Origin of the sequence: Luteococcus sp. H101 (genome assembly GCF_038433155.1) — a bacterium.
Lineage (GTDB): Bacteria > Actinomycetota > Actinomycetes > Propionibacteriales > Propionibacteriaceae > Luteococcus.
Genome location: NZ_JBCDMW010000036.1, coordinates 40,079 through 56,682 on the forward strand (window position 1 = coordinate 40,079; position 16,604 = coordinate 56,682).

General features: G+C 68.6%; 14 protein-coding genes. 8 read left to right on the top strand and 6 right to left on the bottom strand.

Annotation, left to right across the window (positions count from 1 at the left end; all coding sequences use genetic code 11):
* Positions 1 to 10: 10 nt before the first annotated feature.
* Entirely contained in the window at positions 11 to 793 is a 783-nt protein-coding gene (locus AAEX60_RS14745; RefSeq protein WP_342104412.1) for an SDR family NAD(P)-dependent oxidoreductase, read from the bottom strand.
* A 148-nt stretch (positions 794 to 941) separates the two neighbouring features.
* Between AAEX60_RS14745 and AAEX60_RS14750 the strand changes: the two genes are divergently transcribed.
* From AAEX60_RS14750 to AAEX60_RS14785, 8 genes are all read left to right on the top strand, one after another.
* Entirely contained in the window at positions 942 to 1,595 is a 654-nt protein-coding gene (locus tag AAEX60_RS14750) for a hypothetical protein (protein ID WP_342104414.1), read from the top strand.
* Between the two features lie 4 nt (positions 1,596 to 1,599).
* On the top strand, positions 1,600 to 2,526 hold the full coding sequence (locus AAEX60_RS14755) for a LysR substrate-binding domain-containing protein (RefSeq protein ID WP_342104416.1): 927 nt from the start codon (positions 1,600 to 1,602) through the stop codon (positions 2,524 to 2,526).
* A gap of 79 nt (positions 2,527 to 2,605) precedes the next feature.
* Positions 2,606 to 3,958: an MFS transporter gene (locus tag AAEX60_RS14760; protein WP_342104418.1), complete on the top strand. Its 1,353-nt coding sequence runs from the start codon at positions 2,606 to 2,608 to the stop codon at positions 3,956 to 3,958.
* The gene (locus AAEX60_RS14765; protein WP_342104420.1) at positions 3,958 to 5,028 is read left to right on the top strand and encodes a Gfo/Idh/MocA family protein; all 1,071 of its coding nucleotides are present in this window, start codon (positions 3,958 to 3,960) and stop codon (positions 5,026 to 5,028) included. The genes AAEX60_RS14760 and AAEX60_RS14765 overlap by 1 nt, the downstream gene beginning before the upstream one ends.
* Positions 5,025 to 6,812: an FAD-dependent oxidoreductase gene (locus AAEX60_RS14770; protein ID WP_342104422.1), complete on the top strand. Its 1,788-nt coding sequence runs from the start codon at positions 5,025 to 5,027 to the stop codon at positions 6,810 to 6,812. Before AAEX60_RS14765 ends, AAEX60_RS14770 begins: the two co-directional genes overlap by 4 nt.
* Positions 6,805 to 7,611 (top strand): sugar phosphate isomerase/epimerase family protein, encoded by an 807-nt coding sequence (locus tag AAEX60_RS14775; RefSeq protein WP_342104425.1) that lies wholly within the window; start codon positions 6,805 to 6,807, stop codon positions 7,609 to 7,611. The genes AAEX60_RS14770 and AAEX60_RS14775 overlap by 8 nt, the downstream gene beginning before the upstream one ends.
* A complete protein-coding gene (locus AAEX60_RS14780) occupies positions 7,608 to 9,401 on the top strand; it encodes an FAD-binding protein (RefSeq protein ID WP_342104427.1) in 1,794 nt (597 codons plus the stop codon). Before AAEX60_RS14775 ends, AAEX60_RS14780 begins: the two co-directional genes overlap by 4 nt.
* Positions 9,398 to 10,249, top strand: coding sequence for a shikimate dehydrogenase (locus AAEX60_RS14785; RefSeq protein WP_342104429.1), 852 nt, complete (start codon positions 9,398 to 9,400; stop codon positions 10,247 to 10,249). The genes AAEX60_RS14780 and AAEX60_RS14785 overlap by 4 nt, the downstream gene beginning before the upstream one ends.
* A 10-nt stretch (positions 10,250 to 10,259) precedes the next feature.
* On the opposite strand, the gene AAEX60_RS14790 is transcribed toward AAEX60_RS14785, so the two are convergent.
* The 5 genes from AAEX60_RS14790 to AAEX60_RS14810 all read right to left on the bottom strand — a co-directional run bounded on the left by AAEX60_RS14790 (position 10,260) and on the right by AAEX60_RS14810 (position 16,536).
* Complete coding sequence (locus tag AAEX60_RS14790; RefSeq protein ID WP_342104431.1) at positions 10,260 to 11,009, bottom strand: IclR family transcriptional regulator; 750 nt, start codon at positions 11,007 to 11,009, stop codon at positions 10,260 to 10,262.
* A 12-nt stretch (positions 11,010 to 11,021) separates the two neighbouring features.
* A complete protein-coding gene (locus AAEX60_RS14795; protein ID WP_342104433.1) occupies positions 11,022 to 12,752 on the bottom strand; it encodes an FAD-dependent oxidoreductase in 1,731 nt (576 codons plus the stop codon).
* A 214-nt stretch (positions 12,753 to 12,966) separates the two neighbouring features.
* A complete protein-coding gene (locus AAEX60_RS14800; protein ID WP_342104435.1) occupies positions 12,967 to 14,283 on the bottom strand; it encodes a protocatechuate 4,5-dioxygenase subunit alpha/beta in 1,317 nt (438 codons plus the stop codon).
* A gap of 19 nt (positions 14,284 to 14,302) precedes the next feature.
* Positions 14,303 to 15,322 (bottom strand): amidohydrolase family protein, encoded by a 1,020-nt coding sequence (locus tag AAEX60_RS14805; RefSeq protein WP_342104437.1) that lies wholly within the window; start codon positions 15,320 to 15,322, stop codon positions 14,303 to 14,305.
* A gap of 2 nt (positions 15,323 to 15,324) precedes the next feature.
* Entirely contained in the window at positions 15,325 to 16,536 is a 1,212-nt protein-coding gene (locus tag AAEX60_RS14810; RefSeq protein ID WP_342104439.1) for a 4-hydroxybenzoate 3-monooxygenase, read from the bottom strand.
* Positions 16,537 to 16,604 lie beyond the last annotated feature (68 nt).

The window sequence follows — 16,604 nt, forward strand, 5'->3', positions numbered from 1 at the left end:
GTCGAGCTCCTCAGTAGCCGGGCCTGGGCAGGAAGGACATCAATGCCTGTCCCAAGCCGCCATCCACGATGATGTCCTGCCCGGTGACATAGGACGCGCGCGCCGACAGCAGGTACAGCACGGCGTCGGCCATGTCCTGTGGGCCCGCGATTCGCCGCAGCGGTACCGAGGCCTCTCGCTTCTCCAACACCCCGGGAGCCTGGTAGAAGGCTTCGCTCATCGGGGTACGGACCAGCCCAGGGCTGACCGTGTTGGAGCGCACACCTCGGGGGCCGAGCTCGAAGGCGAGGTCTCGGCTGAGCATCTTCACCGCCGCCTTGGAGGTGCTGTAGGCCCCCGAAGTCGGTTGCGGGTTGCTGCCCGAGATCGACGCGATGTGAACCAGCGCGGCCCCCTCGGCCAGGTGCGGCAGGGCCGCCTGAGCAGCAATCAGGCAGCCGGTCACGTTCACCCGCATCACGAGTTCCCAGTCGGCGGTGTCCAGCTCGGCCAGGCTTCCGGCGCGCATCACTCCCGCCGCGTTCACCAGCCCGTGCAAGGATCCGTGGTCTTCGACCACCTGGGCGAAGACCCGTCGACAGGCGTCGGCATCGGTCACGTCCACGGCGTGCGCGCTCCCGGCCGCCCCCGCCGCGGCCACCAATGCCGCGGTCTGGGTGGCGGCCTCGCCATTGGCGTCGACGGCGACGGGCACCGCCCCGACCGAGGCCAGCTCCAGACAGACCTGCCGACCGATCCCACTGCCACCACCGGTGATCACCACTACTCTTCCCTGCAGACCCAACCAGTCCATGCCGACGCTCCTTTGCTGTGCCCCAACCAGTGCGACGACGGTAGGTGGCTCCCACCCCAACGAGACAGGCCAGTTCCCGATGATCGGGAATCGTCACGTCTACGCGGTCGCGCCATTCCCGCTTTCAGCCGAGTGGCAAGATGCAGCCATGGACCAGAGAGCCGACCTGCCACCCTCCGCCGATACCCCGTGGCGGCCATGGACTCCGCGCCAGGCCGCGGAGCGTCTTGCCGGATGCCAAGCCCGCTGGTGGGTGAGCGGCGGTTCTGCGTTGGATCTTCACCTGCACCAGGAGTCCGATCGCCAGGATCTTGACCTGAGTACCGCCGCTGGCGACCTACGGCCGCTGTGCGTCTCCCTGCCCGATGGGGTGACCGTCTGGGCTGATCTGGACGGGGCCCTTCTGCCGCTGGCCGACGTGCCTGACGACGCCGACCTGCAGCGAGCCCTGTGGCACGAGAACGGCGCCTGGGTGGCCGAGCTGCATGTGGAGGATGGAGCCCCGAAGGCCTGGCTGTATCGGCGAGATCCGCGCCTGCAGATGCCATGGGACAAGGCGATAATCGACATCGACGGGATCCCCACCGGAGCGCCCGAGGTGCAGTTGCTGTGGAAGGCGTTGCGCCCCAATCCCCACGACGACGCGGATCTGGCAGCCGTCCTGCCCACACTCACGGATCGTCAACGCTCCTGGTTGGAGACGGCGTTGCTGCGAATACACCCGCATTCCAGCTGGGCGATCCACATGCGCAGCCCCTTCGCCCCGGCCAAGGCGAGCTGGAACCGACCGGCCGCCCGGTAGGCCAATGGACCAGCGAGAACTGGAAGCCTTCGTGGTCGTCGCGGAGGAACTGCACTTCGGGCGGGCGGCCGATCGGCTGCACCAGTCAGCCTCACCGCTGAGTCAGACGATCCGCAAGCTGGAGAAGGAGCTGGATGTCCGACTCTTCGAGCGCACCACCCGCACGGTCACCCTCACCGCCAGTGGCCGTGCCTTCCTGCCGCATGCCCGGGCGATCCTGAACCAGATGGAGGACTCGCGAGCTGCTGCACGCCAGGCCGTGCCGGGCACTTACGGTTCGGTCACCCTGGCCTTTGCAGGTGCGGTCAACCACCGGACCTTGCCGATCCTGGCCCAAGCAGTTCGTCACCGCTATCCGGACATCAAGTTGCATCTGGCCGGCGGCTACATGACAGTGGGTGCCCTGCAACAGCTGCGCCGGGGAGCGGCCGACATCGCCTTCGTCGGGCTCCCCGTCAACGAGGACGGCATCACGGTGATGACCGTGATGGAGGAGCCGTTGGGGGTGGTCATGCCCCAGGGCCACCGCCTGTTGACGGCCCACCCCGACGTCATCCCCCTACGCGCACTGCGCGACGAGGCCTTCATCATGGCCCGTTGGGACTCCGGCTCCTCCGTCCGCGACGCCACCCTGCAGGCCTGCCAGCAGGCGGGTTTTCGCCCCCGGGTGGTGCAGGAGGCAAACGACACCCAAGTGGTGCTGGCCCTGTGCGCCGCGGGGGTCGGCGTGGCCTTGCTTCCCAGCGCCATGAGCGAGCTGCTGCCCTACGGCGTCGACTACCGCCCCATCGAAGAGGTGATCCTGCTGGGCAGCGCCCTGGCCTGGGCCCCCGACCGACTGAGCCCCGCTGCCCGCACCGTCACCGAGCTCGCCAAGGAGCTCTTCGACGAAGATTACGTTGAAATGCGACATACTGAGAGAGAAATTTAGAGCTGGACTTGGGGTAATCCTCGATCGAACAATGGCTGGGTCAGCAACCCAAAGGACATTCAACGAGGAACGAGTCCCCATGACCCACGCAGCAATCCACCCGGCCGCCCCAGAGGCGACCATCACCCCGATGGCCCGCAAGGCCGCGGTCGCGAGCTTCCTTGGCGGAACACTCGAGTACTACGACTTCTTCATCTACGCGACGGCCGCTTCCCTGGTCTTCAGCAAGATCTTCTTCCCGGCCGGGAACCCTGCCGTGGCCACGGTCGCCTCGCTGGCCACCTTCGGCGTCGCCTACATCGCCCGCCCGATCGGCGCGCTGGTGCTGGGCCACTTCGGGGACAAGATCGGCCGCAAGAACATGTTGGTGGTCTGCCTGCTCCTGATGGGTTTCGGCACCATCGCCATCGGCTTCATCCCCAGCTACGCCTGGTTCGAGCAGCACACCGGGCACGGCTGGCTGGCGCCGACCATCCTGGTGCTCTGCCGCCTGGTGCAGGGCTTCTCCGCCGGCGGCGAGACCGCAGGTGCCTCGACGCTCACCATCGAGCATGCCCCCGCCCACCGTCGGGCGTTCCTAGGCTCCTGGACCATGAACGGGATCGCCTTCGGTTTCATCCTCGCCTCTTTGGTCTTCATCCCGGTCGCGGCGATGCCGGACGAACAGCTGTTGCACTGGGGCTGGCGAATTCCCTTCCTCAGCTCGGTTCTGGTCCTGGTGGTGGCCTTCTTCGTGCGACGCACCCTGGAGGAGCCGGAGATCTTCGAGGAGGACGTCCGCGAGGAGACGGACCACGTCCTTCCCGTGCTGGGTGCCTTCCGCGACCACTGGCGCGACATCCTGCGGCTGACCGCCTGCGGCCTGTTCACCACCACCAACACGATGATGCAGGTCTTCGGCTTGGCCTATGGTTCGCAGGTGGCAGGCATCAACCGCACCACCATGCTGTGGATCGCCATTGCCTCGAATGTGGTGGCGCTCTTCGGCCAGACCTTCGCCGCCCTGGCCGCCGACCGCTGGGGTCGACGACCGATCTTCATCATTGGCGCCTTGGGCATCATCCCGATGATCTGGCTCTACTTCATGAGCATCTCCACCGGGAACATCCCGCTTGTCTTCCTGGCCGGTGTGGTGATGGTGGGCATCTTCTACTCGATGCCGAACGGCATCTACCCGGCCTTCTTCACCGAGATGTTCTCCACCAAGGTGCGCTACACCGGCATGGCCGTCGGCCTGCAGTTTGCGCTGGTGGTCAGCGGCTTCGCACCGTCGCTGGCGTCCAGCCTGGTGGGCAATGACAAGACCCACTGGCAGCCCGCAGCCTGGATCGTCACCGTGGTCTGTCTGATCGCCGCCATCGGCGCCTTCACCGCCCGTGAGACCTACCGGACGCCCACCGAGCACCTCGGCAAGCACCAGAAGGCCGCCTGATGACCGCCCTGCGCGCCGCCGTGATCGGGTGTGGGGCCGTGGCAGGAAACCACGTCGCGGCCTACCGCGCAACGCCCGGTGTGGAGCTGGTGGCCGTGTGCGACGTCGACGGGGCGAGGGCCCGGGCCTTCGCCCAGCAGCACGGCATCCCCAACGCCACCAGCGCCTTGGGAGACGTGCTGGATGCCGGCCGCGTTGATGTGGTCAGCGTCGCCACCCCACACCCCACCCACGCCGAGATCGTGACCGCTGCAGCCCGGGCCGGGGTCAACGTGATCTGCGAGAAGCCGCTGGCGATCGAGCTGGAGGTGGCCCGCCGCATGGTGGAGGCCTGCGAAGACGCCGGTGTGCTGCTGGCCACCTGCTATCAGCGTCGCTTCTGGCCAGCCTCCCAGCGGATTCGCCGGGCCATCGACGAGGGCCTGATCGGGATCCCCATGCTGGGTGACTGTCAGGTTCAGTTGCACCGCACCACCGACTACTACTCGGCGACTCCCTGGCGGGGAAGCTGGAGCAGCGATGGCGGTGGGGTGCTGATGACTCAGGCCATCCATTACCTGGACCTGCTGCAGTGGTTCCTCGGGGATGTGCGCGAGGTGCACGGGTACATCGCCACCATGAAGCACGGCGACCAGATCGAGGTCGAGGACACCGCCGTCGCCACGCTGCGCTTCGCCTCCGGCGCCCTGGCGACGGTGCGCGCCAGCACCGCCACCGAGCCGTCACTGGGCGCCCGGGTCAGCATCACCGGCAGCACCGGGCGCACCGTCTCGGTGGTGGAGTACCCCGAGGGCACTCCCGGGATCAATGACCTCTGGCTGGACGGCCAGACGCCTGAGGGTGCTGCCCTCGAGCTGGGCCGCGGACCGGAGGTAGATCTGAGTGCCATCAACGGGGCATTGGTGCCATATCACACGGCACTGGTGTCCGATGTCTGCGCGGCGATCCGCGAGCGTCGGGCGCCCCTGGTGACCGGCCGCCAAGCCCTGCCCTCGCTGGCGATCGTGCTGGCCATCTACGAATCACACCGCACGGGCGCACCCGTCGCCCTGGAACTGGAGGAAGCATGAGCAACCACGACGTGATCGTGGTCGGCAGCGGGGCAGGCGGCCTGGCCGCCGCCGTCACCGCCGCCCACCACGGCTTGTCCGTCCTGGTGGTGGAGAAGGCCGAGGTCTGCGGCGGTGCCACCGCCCGCTCCGGCGGCTGGATGTGGACCCCCGGCAACCCGCTGGCCAAGGCTGACGGCGTCGACGAACCGAGGGATGACTTCCGCACCTACCTGCGCGGCGTGCTGGGCGATGACTACGACGAGGAGAGGGTCGAGGCCTTCCTGGAGAACACCGGTCACATGGTCGGTTTCTTCCACAACCTCACGCCGCTGAAGTTCACCCCCGGCAACAAGATCAACGACATCTACGGCAAGCTGCCCGGCGCCGGCACCGGCCACCGTTCGGTTGCCGCGTCGCCCTTCTACGGCACCGCCCTCAAACCAGAGGTCCGGGCCCGGCTGGCACACCAGTTCTACATGACCAGCTTCGTCGGCATGGGCATCATGGCGGGCCCGGATCTGGGCAAATTCCTGACCGCCCTGAAGAAGCCCAGCAGTTTCCTGCACGCGGCCCGCCGCACCGCCACCCATGTCTTCGACATGGTGGTGCACCGCCGTAACATGCAGATGGTCAACGGCGTCGCCCTGGTCGGACGGCTGCTGCAGGCCGCCGATGACCTCGGCGTCGAGGTGCGCACCGGCACCGGCGCCACCGAGCTCGTCGAGCACGACGGACGGGTGACCGGGGTCGTGGTGGAGCATGATGGGAAGCGCGAGACGCTCACCGCCTCCCGAGGTGTGGTGCTGGCCACCGGCGGCTACCCGGCCAACCCGGAGCTGCGTCGCCGCACCTTCCCTCGCACCCCGACTGGCCGGGAACACTGGACCTTGGCCCCCGAGACCTGCGATGGCGCCGGGCTGCGGCTGGCGGAGCAGGTGGGCGGCTACCTGGACGACTCGGGGTACAGCCCCGCCGCGTGGTGCCCGGTCTCGCTGGTGGACTTCCCGGGCGGGCACCAGGGAGTCTTCCCGCACATTGCCGACCGGGCCAAACCGGGCGTGATCGGCGTCCTGGCCAATGGCAAGCGCTTCGTGAACGAGGCCAACGGCTACTTCGACTACGTCCAGGGCATGGTGGACGCCGTGCCGGAAGGCGACCCGGTGGAGTCCTGGCTGATCTGCGACCACCACGTACTGCGGCACTACATGCTTGGCTTCGCCAAGCCCCGGCCGTTGCCCGTCTTCCCCTACCGCGCGTTGGGATACCTGAAGAAGGCCGCCACCCTGCCCGAGCTGGCCCGCCAGTGCGGCATCGACGAGGCCGGACTGGTCGAAACCGTCGAGACCTTCAATGCCAATGCCAGACAGGGAATCGACCCCGACTTCGGCCGCGGCGAGACCCCCTTCAACCGCTACGGCGGGGACCCCGAGATCACGCCCAACCCGACCCTGGCACCGCTCGGCAGGGGCCCCTACTACGCGGTCAAGGTGCTGCCCGGATCCTTCGGCACCTTCGCCGGGATCGCGGTGGATGCCGCGGCCCGGGTGCTGCGCCGCGACGGCAGCACCGTCGACGGGCTCTTCGTCGCCGGCAATGACATGGCGTCCGTGATGGGCGGCCACTACCCGTCGGGCGGCGTGAACCTGGGCCCGGCCATGACCTTTGGCTATCTGGTGGGCCGTGAGCTCGCCGGCGCCACCACCACCTATGAGGACGACGGCAGCCCCGCCCCCGGCCCGGACTACCGCGGACAGCTGCTGCACCGGCTGGCCGCCCGCACCCAGGAGAAGAACCATGACTGAACCCGCCCACAACCGCCCGATCGGGCTGGCCCCGCTCTCCCTGCTCGGCGCGCACCCCGCCGACCTGGTGGAGACCGCCGCGGCCGCCGGCTACGACTTCGTCGGGATCCGGGTGGTGCCGGTCACCGCCACGGAGAAGTTCACCGATCTCACCCCGGGGTCGCCGGATGCCCGACGCACGCTGGACGCACTGCGAGCCACCGGCCTGCGGGTGCGCGACGTGGAATTCCTGGTGCTGGACGGCACCCTCACCCGGGAGACCTGGCTGCCTGCCCTGGAAGCGGGGGCCAATCTGGGCGCCAGCACCTTCACCGTCGCCGCCAGTGACACCGACCAGCCGCGGCTGCTGCACACCCTGCAGGCCTTCACCGACGATGCCCGCCCCTTCGGGATCACCCCGACCCTGGAGGCCATCTCGTATCAGGCCGTCTCCACCCTGCCGCAGGCCACAGATCTGGCCCGGGCCGCGGGCTGCTGGGTGCTGCCCGATGCGCTGCACTTCCAGCGCGTTCAGGGCACCGTGGCCGATGCCCGAACCGCCGCTGACCTGTCACCCCTGGTCCAGATCTGCGATGCCCGGGCCGCTGCCCCCGAGGACCTGGCCGGACGCCTGCACGAGTCCCGGGCCGAGCGGCTGGTTCCCGGCGACGGCGATGTCGACTTCACGGCCTTCCTGAGCGCCTTCCCCGCCACCGCGCCGATCAGCGTCGAGGTGCCCAATCCGCTGCGGGAGGAGCTCGGCGACGGGCCCTTCGCCCGACGCCTGCTGCAGGCCGCGCGGGAGGTGCTGGCGCGATGACCTCCACCCCCATCACAGCCACGTCCCCTGCCGAGGTGCAGGCCTGGGACCACACCGTGGACCTGCTGGTGCTGGGCACCGGCGCCGCCGGGCTGTCCGCGTCGCTGACCGCCGCAGCCGCCGGGCTGCGGGTGCTGACACTGGAGAAGACCGACTGGATCGGCGGCACCACCGCCTATTCGGCCGGGACCTGCTGGGTGCCGAACAATCGCTTCCAGCGCGAGGCCGGCAATACCGACGATGCCGAACGCGCCACCCGCTACCTGGACACCCTGATCGGCGACAAGTCTCCGCGGGAACTGCGGCAGGCCTATCTGGACAATGCCCCCCGGATGCTGGAGCACCTTGCAGGCCTGGGCGTGCGCTTCCTGCCGTCCCCGTCCGTCGTCGACTACCACTCCGAACTACCCGAGACGGGACAGACCGGCCGGGCGCTTGAACCCGAACCCTTCGACGGGCGGCTGCTGGGCCCGGTGAACTTCCGCCACGTCCGCCGCCCCGTCCCGGAATTCGCGCTCTTTGGCGGGACGCTGATGGTGCGCCGGCCGGAAGTGTCGAAGCTGCTGGGCATGTTCACCGGCAAGCCGGGCCGCACCGCCCGAGGAGCCGCGACGGCGCTGGGGCTGGGCGTGCGCTGGGCGGCCGACCTGACCCGTTACCCACGCGGCACCCGGCTGGTGATGGGCAATGGGCTGGTGGCGCGTTTGTACCACGAGTTCCTGCAGCGCGACGGTGAGGTGTGGCGCAATGCCCGCACCACCGAGCTGATCCGCGACGAGCAGGGCCGGGTCACCGGGGCCGTGGTCGAGCACCAGGGCCGGGTTCTGCGCATCCACGCCGAACGTGGCGTCGTGCTGGCCGCGGGTGGCTTTGCCCAGAGCCCCGAGCTGCGCGCGCAGTACCTCCCGCAGCCCACGCCGCAGTTCAGCCGTGCCTGCGAGGGTGCCACGGGCGACACCCTGCAGCTGGCCACCGCCGTCGGTGCCTCGTCGGGAACGGACAATGGCGAGAATGCCCTGTGGTTCCCCAGCTCGATCGGCACCCGCGCGGACGGGTCCACCGCCGTCTTCCCGCACATCTGGGACCGGGCCAAGCCGGGCCTGATCGCGGTCAACAGCGCCGGGCAACGCTTCGTCGATGAGTCCGTCTCCTACCACCGCTTCGTCCGGGCCATGTACGAGTCGCACCAGACGGCGCCCACCATCCCGGCCTGGTTGGTGGTGGATTCCCGGGCCCTGTCCCGCTACGGGCTGGGCATGGTGGTCACCCCGCGGCTGCCGCAGAAGCTGCTGGAGGGCTACATCCGGCAGGGCTACCTGCATCGCGGTCGGACGCTGCGGGAGTTGGCGGAGAGCATCGGTGTGGATGCCGATGGGCTGGAGGCCACCGTCGAACGCTGGAATGGTTTTGCCGCCACAGGGAAGGACGAGGACTTCGGCAAGGGCGAACTGCTCTTCGGCCGGGTGGCCGGGGACCCGGAGCATGAACCGAACCCGAACATCGGCCCGGTCTCCAAGGCACCCTTCTACGCCATCGCGGTGGTGCCCACGCCGCTGGCGACGGCCTTCGGTATTCGCACCAACGGCCGGGCCCAGGTGCTCGACGAGCAGGACCAGCCAATCCCCGGGCTGTACGCGGCGGGCAATGACGCCGCCAGCCCGATGGGCTCCGAGTACCCCGGAGCCGGGGCCCAGGTGGGCGCCGGGCTCACCTTCGGCTGGCTTGCCGCGCTGCATGCCGCCGGTGTCGACGACCCAACTGAGCAATCCCAGACCGGAGGAAGGTCATGACCACCACCAGCAAGCTCGCCGGCCTGATCGGGCTGGGGATCGGCCCGTCGATGACCCCCCACCTGCATGAGTCCGAGGGCGAGCGGCAGGGCTTCCACTATGTCTACCGGCTGCTCGATCTGGACGAGCGGGGCATCACCCCGGAGCGGGTGGGTGAGCTGGTGCGTGCCGCCCAGCTGGCGGGCTATGACGGGCTGAACATCACCTACCCGGTGAAGCAGGTGGTGATGGCCGAGCTGGACGCCCTGTCACCGGAGGCCGAGGCGATCGGCGCGGTGAACACCGTCGTCTTCACCGCCGAGGGCGCCGTCGGGCACAACACCGACGCGACGGGTTATGCCGCCGGTTTCCGACGCGGCCTGCCCGATGCCCCGATGGATCTGGTGGTACAGATGGGGGCTGGTGGAGCGGGCTCCGCCGTCGCCCATGCCCTCGTGGGGCTGGGCGCCCGGCAACTGGTGATCGTGGATGTGGACCCGGTTCGGGCGCAGGCGCTGGCCGAGCGCACCGCCGCCACCGCTGGGGGTGATGTGCGAGCCGCCGCTCCCGGCGAGGTGGCCGAGCTGCTGGCGCGGGCCAGCGGTGTGGTGAACTGCACGCCCGTCGGTTCCGCCAAGCTCCCGGGGACCCCCTTCGACACCGCCGCCCTGCACCCCGGCCTGTGGGTCTCCGACGTGGTCTACCGACCGCTGCGCACCCAGTTGATCCTGGATGCCGAGGCCGCGGGCTGCCGGGTGCTGCCGGGCAGCGGGATGGCGGTGGGTCAGGCCGTCGACGCATTCCGTCTGATCACCGGCCACGAGCCGGATGCCGACGCGATGGCCGCCGAACTCGTCGGCCTGGTCTGAGACCAGACCTTCAGCCGGCCCGCATCCGCTCAGTGATCCCCCGGGCCGCGGCCTGCAGCACCGGAACGGTGCGGGCCGCGTCGGTCTCCCCCACCGGCACGACGATCCCCAGCCCGGCGATCACTTGCCCGTCGGGGCCCTCCACTGGAACCGCCAGCCCGGTGGAGGGCCCCACCAGCAGTCCCGCCGCCTCGGCATACCCCTGCTGGCGCACCGCGGCCAGCACCCGACGAAGCTGCGTCGGGTCGGTGGGCGTCTTCGGGGTGTAGCGGGTGAACCGCGACCCCAGCCAGGCTTCCTGGACGGCCGACGGTTGATGGGCCATCAACACCAACCCGGCGGAGCTGGCGTGCGCGGGCAGCCGCCCCGCCACCGTGGCCAGGTTCACCGCCGAACTACGGGCCAGCGCCCGGTCCACGTAGAGCACGTCGTGCCGGTCCAGCACCCCCAACAGGGCGTGCGCGCGCAGCACCCGTCGCAGGTCATCCAGGTGCGGCCGGGCCGCCTCACGCAGGGCCAGAGCGGACGAACTCCGGGTGGTCAGCTCCCACAGCCGCAGCCCCACCTGCACCTCGCGCCCCACGCGGTCCAGCAGACCAGAGGCCACCAGTTCATCCACCAGTCGGTAGGTGGTGCTGGACGGCAGACTGGTGCGCCGCGCCAGCTCCGCCACGGGCAGGGACGGGGTGTTGCCGTCGAAGGCCTCCAGGATGCGCACGATCCGTTCCAGCATCGATTCGCCCGACGATGAGTTCGCCATGGCCCGCCCTCCTCATGTCGGCATTGGCTGCCCGGACCATTCTCCCCTGCCGCGCTCCGCGGCGTGCGCGGCAATGTCGCGGCCAATCCGATAGCCGAAAACCAGCGCCGGCCCGACGTGCGCCCCGTAGCCGGGGTAGCCGCCGCCGAAGACGCTGACCGCGGCGCTGCCCGCGGCGTACAGACCGGGAACCGGCCGGCCTCCCTCGTCGAGCACCTCGCTGCGGGAGTTGACCGCCAGACCGGCATAGGTGCCAAGATCGCCCATCATCACCCGGACGGCGTACCACGGCGCCTTGGTCAGCGGGGCCAGGTTGGGGTTCGGCCGGTGCTCCAGGTCACCCTTGAAATTGTGGTACTGCAAGGAGCCGCGCCCGAAGGCGGGGTCTTCGCCCCGCGCGGCCCCCTGGTTGAATTCCTCGATGGTCCGGCGCAGGCTCTGCGGATCGACGTCGATCTGCCCTGCCAGGGCCTCCACTGTGGTGGCGCGGCGCAAGTAGCCCTCCTTCTGGAAGATCGCAGGAGGGAAGGGCCACGGCTTGGCATAGCCGATGCCGTACTTCCGCATCGCCGTGGCGTCGGCAATGATCCAGACATAGGTGCGGTCCCGCTCCGCGTCATTCTTGATCATCTCGATGCCGTAGTCGTGGTAGGACAGTGACTCGTTTGCAAAACGGCGCCCGGTGCGGTCCACCGCGATCAGTCCGGGCAGCCCGAAGGCCCGCAGATGGGGGAAGTAGGTCTGCTTGCGCCGCACCAGGGTGTGGAAGGGGGTGATGGGCCCCCACGACGCGGGTTGGTGCGGTGAATCGTCGATGTACCCGCCCAAGGGTTCGGCCAGACGCAGGGCGCTGCCATCGTGCCCGATCGTCGGGGTGACGTGGTCGTCGCCGTCCGGATCGTGCTGGAAGTAGCGCCGCCGCAGCTCCGCATTGCCACCGAAACCGCCGCAGGCCAGCACCACTCCCAGCCGGGCCCCCACCCGGCCAGCGTGCCCGCCGGACAGCTCCGCCCCCACCACCACTCCTCGCTCGTCAGTCAGCAAGCGTTCCGCCCGGGTACCGGTCCACATCCGAATGCCTGCTTCCCTGGCCGCCGCGAAGATCCAGGTCATCAGCGCATTGCCGTTGGTGCGCGTCCAGGCCCGCCGGGCCAGCAGGGTCTGGCCCCAGGCTGTGAGCACATTGCGGGCGGCATAAGCAAAGTTGCCGACGCTCTGGTTGGCCTTGACCATCCGGGCGATGTCGGTGCCAATCTCAGGCATGTAGCCAAAGACGGTGTAGGGCATCAGATAGGGCTGCACCCGCAGCCGATCTTCGCCCAGCATGCGCGCGTCGGCTCGCTCAAAGGTGACGGCCCGGCCCTTCTCCATCGCCCCCGGTGCGTCCATCTGGTAGTCGGGGGACATGGCCCCGTAGACAATCCGGACGCCCTGCCGCTCATAGAAGTTCAGGGCCTCCGGAATGCTGTCCAGGAAGGCATCCACCGGCTCCTCTCGGTAGCCGTGGCCAGCCAGCGCCTTGATGTAGGCCTTGGCCTGGTCCCGGCTGTCCTGCGGCTCGGCCCCCTTGTTGCCGGGTACCCATCCCCAACCACCGCAGATGGCCGTCGTCCCACCCAGATGGCGTTCCTGTTCCACCACGAGCACGGAGTGACCCTGCTCCGCGGCCTTGAGCGCCGCCCCCATGCCGGCCGCCCCGGAGCCGATCACCAGGACGTCGGTACGGATCGGGGTGCTGGTCATGGCGTCTCCTTCAATGAGGTCGGTGGGGTGTGCACAAGACTCCCCTGCCATCACCAGCGAGACAGCAGCGTTTCCCGATGAACGGGATACCGTTGCGCTCCTCGTCTCCGCTGCGGTGATTCCGGCCGTCGAGGCTGGGTGTTGGGTGGCGAGACGCAGTAATCCCCGGGCCAGCTTCGGCCCGGGGATCACGCATCGTTCTCAGCAGCCTGACTCAGCTGGCCGAGCCCGACGGGTTGTCCAGCACCAGGTGCCCGACGGCGGTGTTGGAGGCGGGCACGTGGTAGAAGCGGTGCCGCACCGACGGGTGCTCGCCGCCGAACTGGTCGTCCATCGCGCCGCGGGCGATCAGCCACATCACCAGCTCGATGCCCTCGCTGCCGGCCTCATCGACGTAGTCCAGGTGCGGCCATTCGGTCAGGCCCATCGGATCCTCGATCAGCATGTCCAGGAAGGCGTTGTCCCATTCCCGGTTGATCAGGCCCGCGCGGGGGCCCTGCAACTGGTGGCTCATGCCGCCGGTGCCCCAGATCTGCACATTGAGCTCATCACCCTGCCAGGTGTCCAGCGCACGGCGCAGCGCCTTGCCCAGCTCGTAGCAGCGACGGCCGGACGGGACGGGGTACTGCACCACGTTGACCGCCAGCGGAATCACCTTGCAGGGCCACTTCTCCACGTCGCCGAAGAGCAGGCTGAGCGGCACGGTCAGCCCGTGGTCCACCACCATCTCGTTGACCAGGGTGAGATCGAAGTCGTCCTGGATCATCGACTGCGCCAGGTGCGCGGCCAGCTCGGGGTAGCCCTCCACATCCGGCACGGGACGGGGGCCGTAGCCCTCGTCGGCCACCGGGTAGTGCGCGCCGGTGCCCAGCACGAAGGTGGGGATCAGCGACGAGTCGAAGGCGGTCGCGTGGTCGTTGTAGACCAGGATCACCACGTCGGGAGTGTTGTCCTTCATCCACTCCCGGGAGGCGACATAGCCGTCGAAGACCTTCTTCCAGTAGGGCTCCTCGGTCTTGCCCAGGTCCATCGCCGCGCCGATCGCCGGCACGTGCGAGGTGAAGACGGTCGACGTGATCCGGGCCTTGGCATCGGGATTCAGCGTCTCCGCCTTGACCCGGGGCGCCGGCGGGGTCCAGCCGTCCAGGTCCTTCAGCCGGACCCCTTCGGGGCGACGGCCACCGCTGGCCATCATGTCCCGATAGGCCGCCTCGGACATGCCGGTCATGGAGCCGGCCATCTGCTGGAAGCTCAGCCCATGGGTGGCGCCGATCTTGCTCAGGAAGTAGATGTTGCCGCCCTCGGCCATCATCGCGTTCAGGTCCATGTCCAGCACGGCCTGCTTCTGCTTCTCGTTCAGCGGCCATTCGTCCAGGTAGGCCCGCTGGTCGGCCAAGAAGCGTTCCCGGTTCTCCGGCTTCATCAGGGACATGGAGAACTGGTTCAGGTGGTATCCCTTGCGGGCCTGCTCCGCGTCAAAGATGATCGTGCCCGGGACGTCCAGATAGGGACGATCTGGGTTGGTGCTCATGGTCTTTCCCTTCGGTTGGTCAGGCCTGGCCGACGTCATCGCCGACGCCATGACGGTGCTCTGCGGTGGGCTTGCCGAGCTCGGCGGACTGGTCTCCCAGCGCCTCCTCGGGCCAGTACAGCCGCATCGGGTTGTCCACCAGGAGCCTGCGCTGCAGGTCCTCGGTGGGGGCGATGTGGGGGATGAAGTCCACCAGCAACCCGTCGTCGGGCATGTGGTCCTTCAGGTTGGGGTGCGGCCAGTCGGTGCCCCACAGCACGCGATCCGGGAATTCCTGCACCACCCGACGGGCAAAGGGCACGACGTCGGTGTAGGCCTGCCGCTCACCGTCCAGCGCCTTGGGGCCGGTCACCGACAGCCGCTCGGGGCAGCTCACCTTGGACCAGATGTTGCCGTTCTCCCGCAGCAGCTTCAGGAAGAGTGCGAATTCGGACCCGTCCACATCCTTGGTCACGTCGGGCCGGCCCATGTGGTCGACGACGACGGTGGTGGGGATGGAGCTGAAGAAGTCGTACAGATCCGGCAGGTCGGCGGCCTCGAAGTAGATCACCACATGCCACCCCAGCGGGGCGATCTTCTCCACGATGGTGCCCAGCGCGTCGGTGGGCACGGCGTCGACCAGGCGCTTGACGAAGTTGAACCGCACACCGCGCACCCCGGCATCGTGCAATTCCTGCAGCTCCTCGGCGGTGACGTCGGGCTTCACCGTCGCGACGCCCCGGGCCCGGCCCTCGCTGCGCCGCACGGCGTCCACCATGGCGCGGTTGTCGGCACCGTGGCAGGTGGCCTGGACGATCACATTGCGACTGAAGCCCAGCTGGTCGCGCAGGGCGAAGAGTTGGTCGGCCGAGGCATCGCAGGGGGTGTACTTGCGCTGGGGCGCATAGGGGAACTGTTCCCCCGGCCCGAAGACGTGGCAGTGGGCATCCACGGCACCGTCCGGCAGCCGGAAGGCGGGCGTGCTGGGACCCTCGTACCAGTCCAGCCAGCCGTCGGTCTTGGTGAACTCGCCCGTCGTGGGCTTCTGCTGCTGGGTCATGGTCAGTCCTCCATCAGTTCAGGCAGGTCGTAGGGCCAGCCGGTGTAGCACTCGGCCAGGTAGCTCATGGTCTTGGGCGAGGAGATCACCGATTCCAGCTCGCCCAGCTGGCGCTTGTTGTCGAAGGGTTCGGCGTCGGCCTGGGTGTGCAGCATCTGGGTCATCCAGTAGGAGAAGTTCTGGGACTTCCAGACCCGCTTCAGCGCCCGCTCGGAGTAGGTGTCCAGCTGCGCGGTGGAGCCGGTGCGAGCCCACTCCACCAGCGCGGGGGCCAGCAGGGCGACGTCGCCGAAGGCCAGGTTGAGGCCCTTGGCGCCGGTGGGCGGGACGGTGTGCGAGGCGTCGCCGGCCAGGTAGAGCTTGCCGTACTGCATCGGCTCCTGGACGAAGGAGCGGAAGGGCAGGATCACCTTCTCGAAGATCTCGCCACGCTTGAGCTTGAGGCCGTCGGGGCCGGCGACGATGGCATCCAGGTGGTCCCAGATCCGCTGCTCGTCCCAGTCGTCCACATTCTCATCCGGCGAGCACTGGAAGTACATCCGCTGCACCTCCGGGGTGCGCTGGCTGATCAGGGCAAAGCCCAGGTCCGAGCGGCAGTAGATCAGCTCGTCGGAGCTGAACGGAGCCTTGGCCAGAATCCCGAACCAGGCAAAGGGATAGCGCTTGGTGTACTTGACCCGCTTGACCTCCGGGATCAGGTCGCGACACTTGGAGCGGGAGCCATCGGCGCCCACCACGATCTCGCAGTGGATCTCCTTGGCGACGCCGTCGGCATCGGTGAAGGAGATCACCGGGGAGTCGGTGTCGATTCCGCTCACCTGGGTGTCGGAAATCCCGAAGCGCACATCGCCACCGTCGCGCCGGCGGGCGGCCGCCAGGTCCACGAAGACCTCGTTCTGCGGGTAGAGCCACACGGTCTGGCCCAGCAGTTCCTTGAAGTCGATGTGGTGGTTCTCGCCGTTGAAGCGCAGGTAGATGCCGCTGTGCTCGTAGCCCTCGGTCAGCACCCGGCCACCGACGCCGGTGTCGGTCAGCATCCGCACGCTGCCAGCCTCCAGGATGCCGGCGCGATGGGTGTTGGCAATCACGTCGTGCTCACGATTGTCCAGCACCACATTGTCGACGCCCTCCTTCGCCAACAGGTGCGAGAGCATCAGCCCCGCGGGACCTGCCCCGACGATTCCGACGCGCGTTGTGATGACTTCCTTGTCCATGGCGCTGTTCTCCTGATCTGTGCAATGAGTGGCGGCTCGGAGGAGCCGGTTTTGGGTGTGCTGGTCCG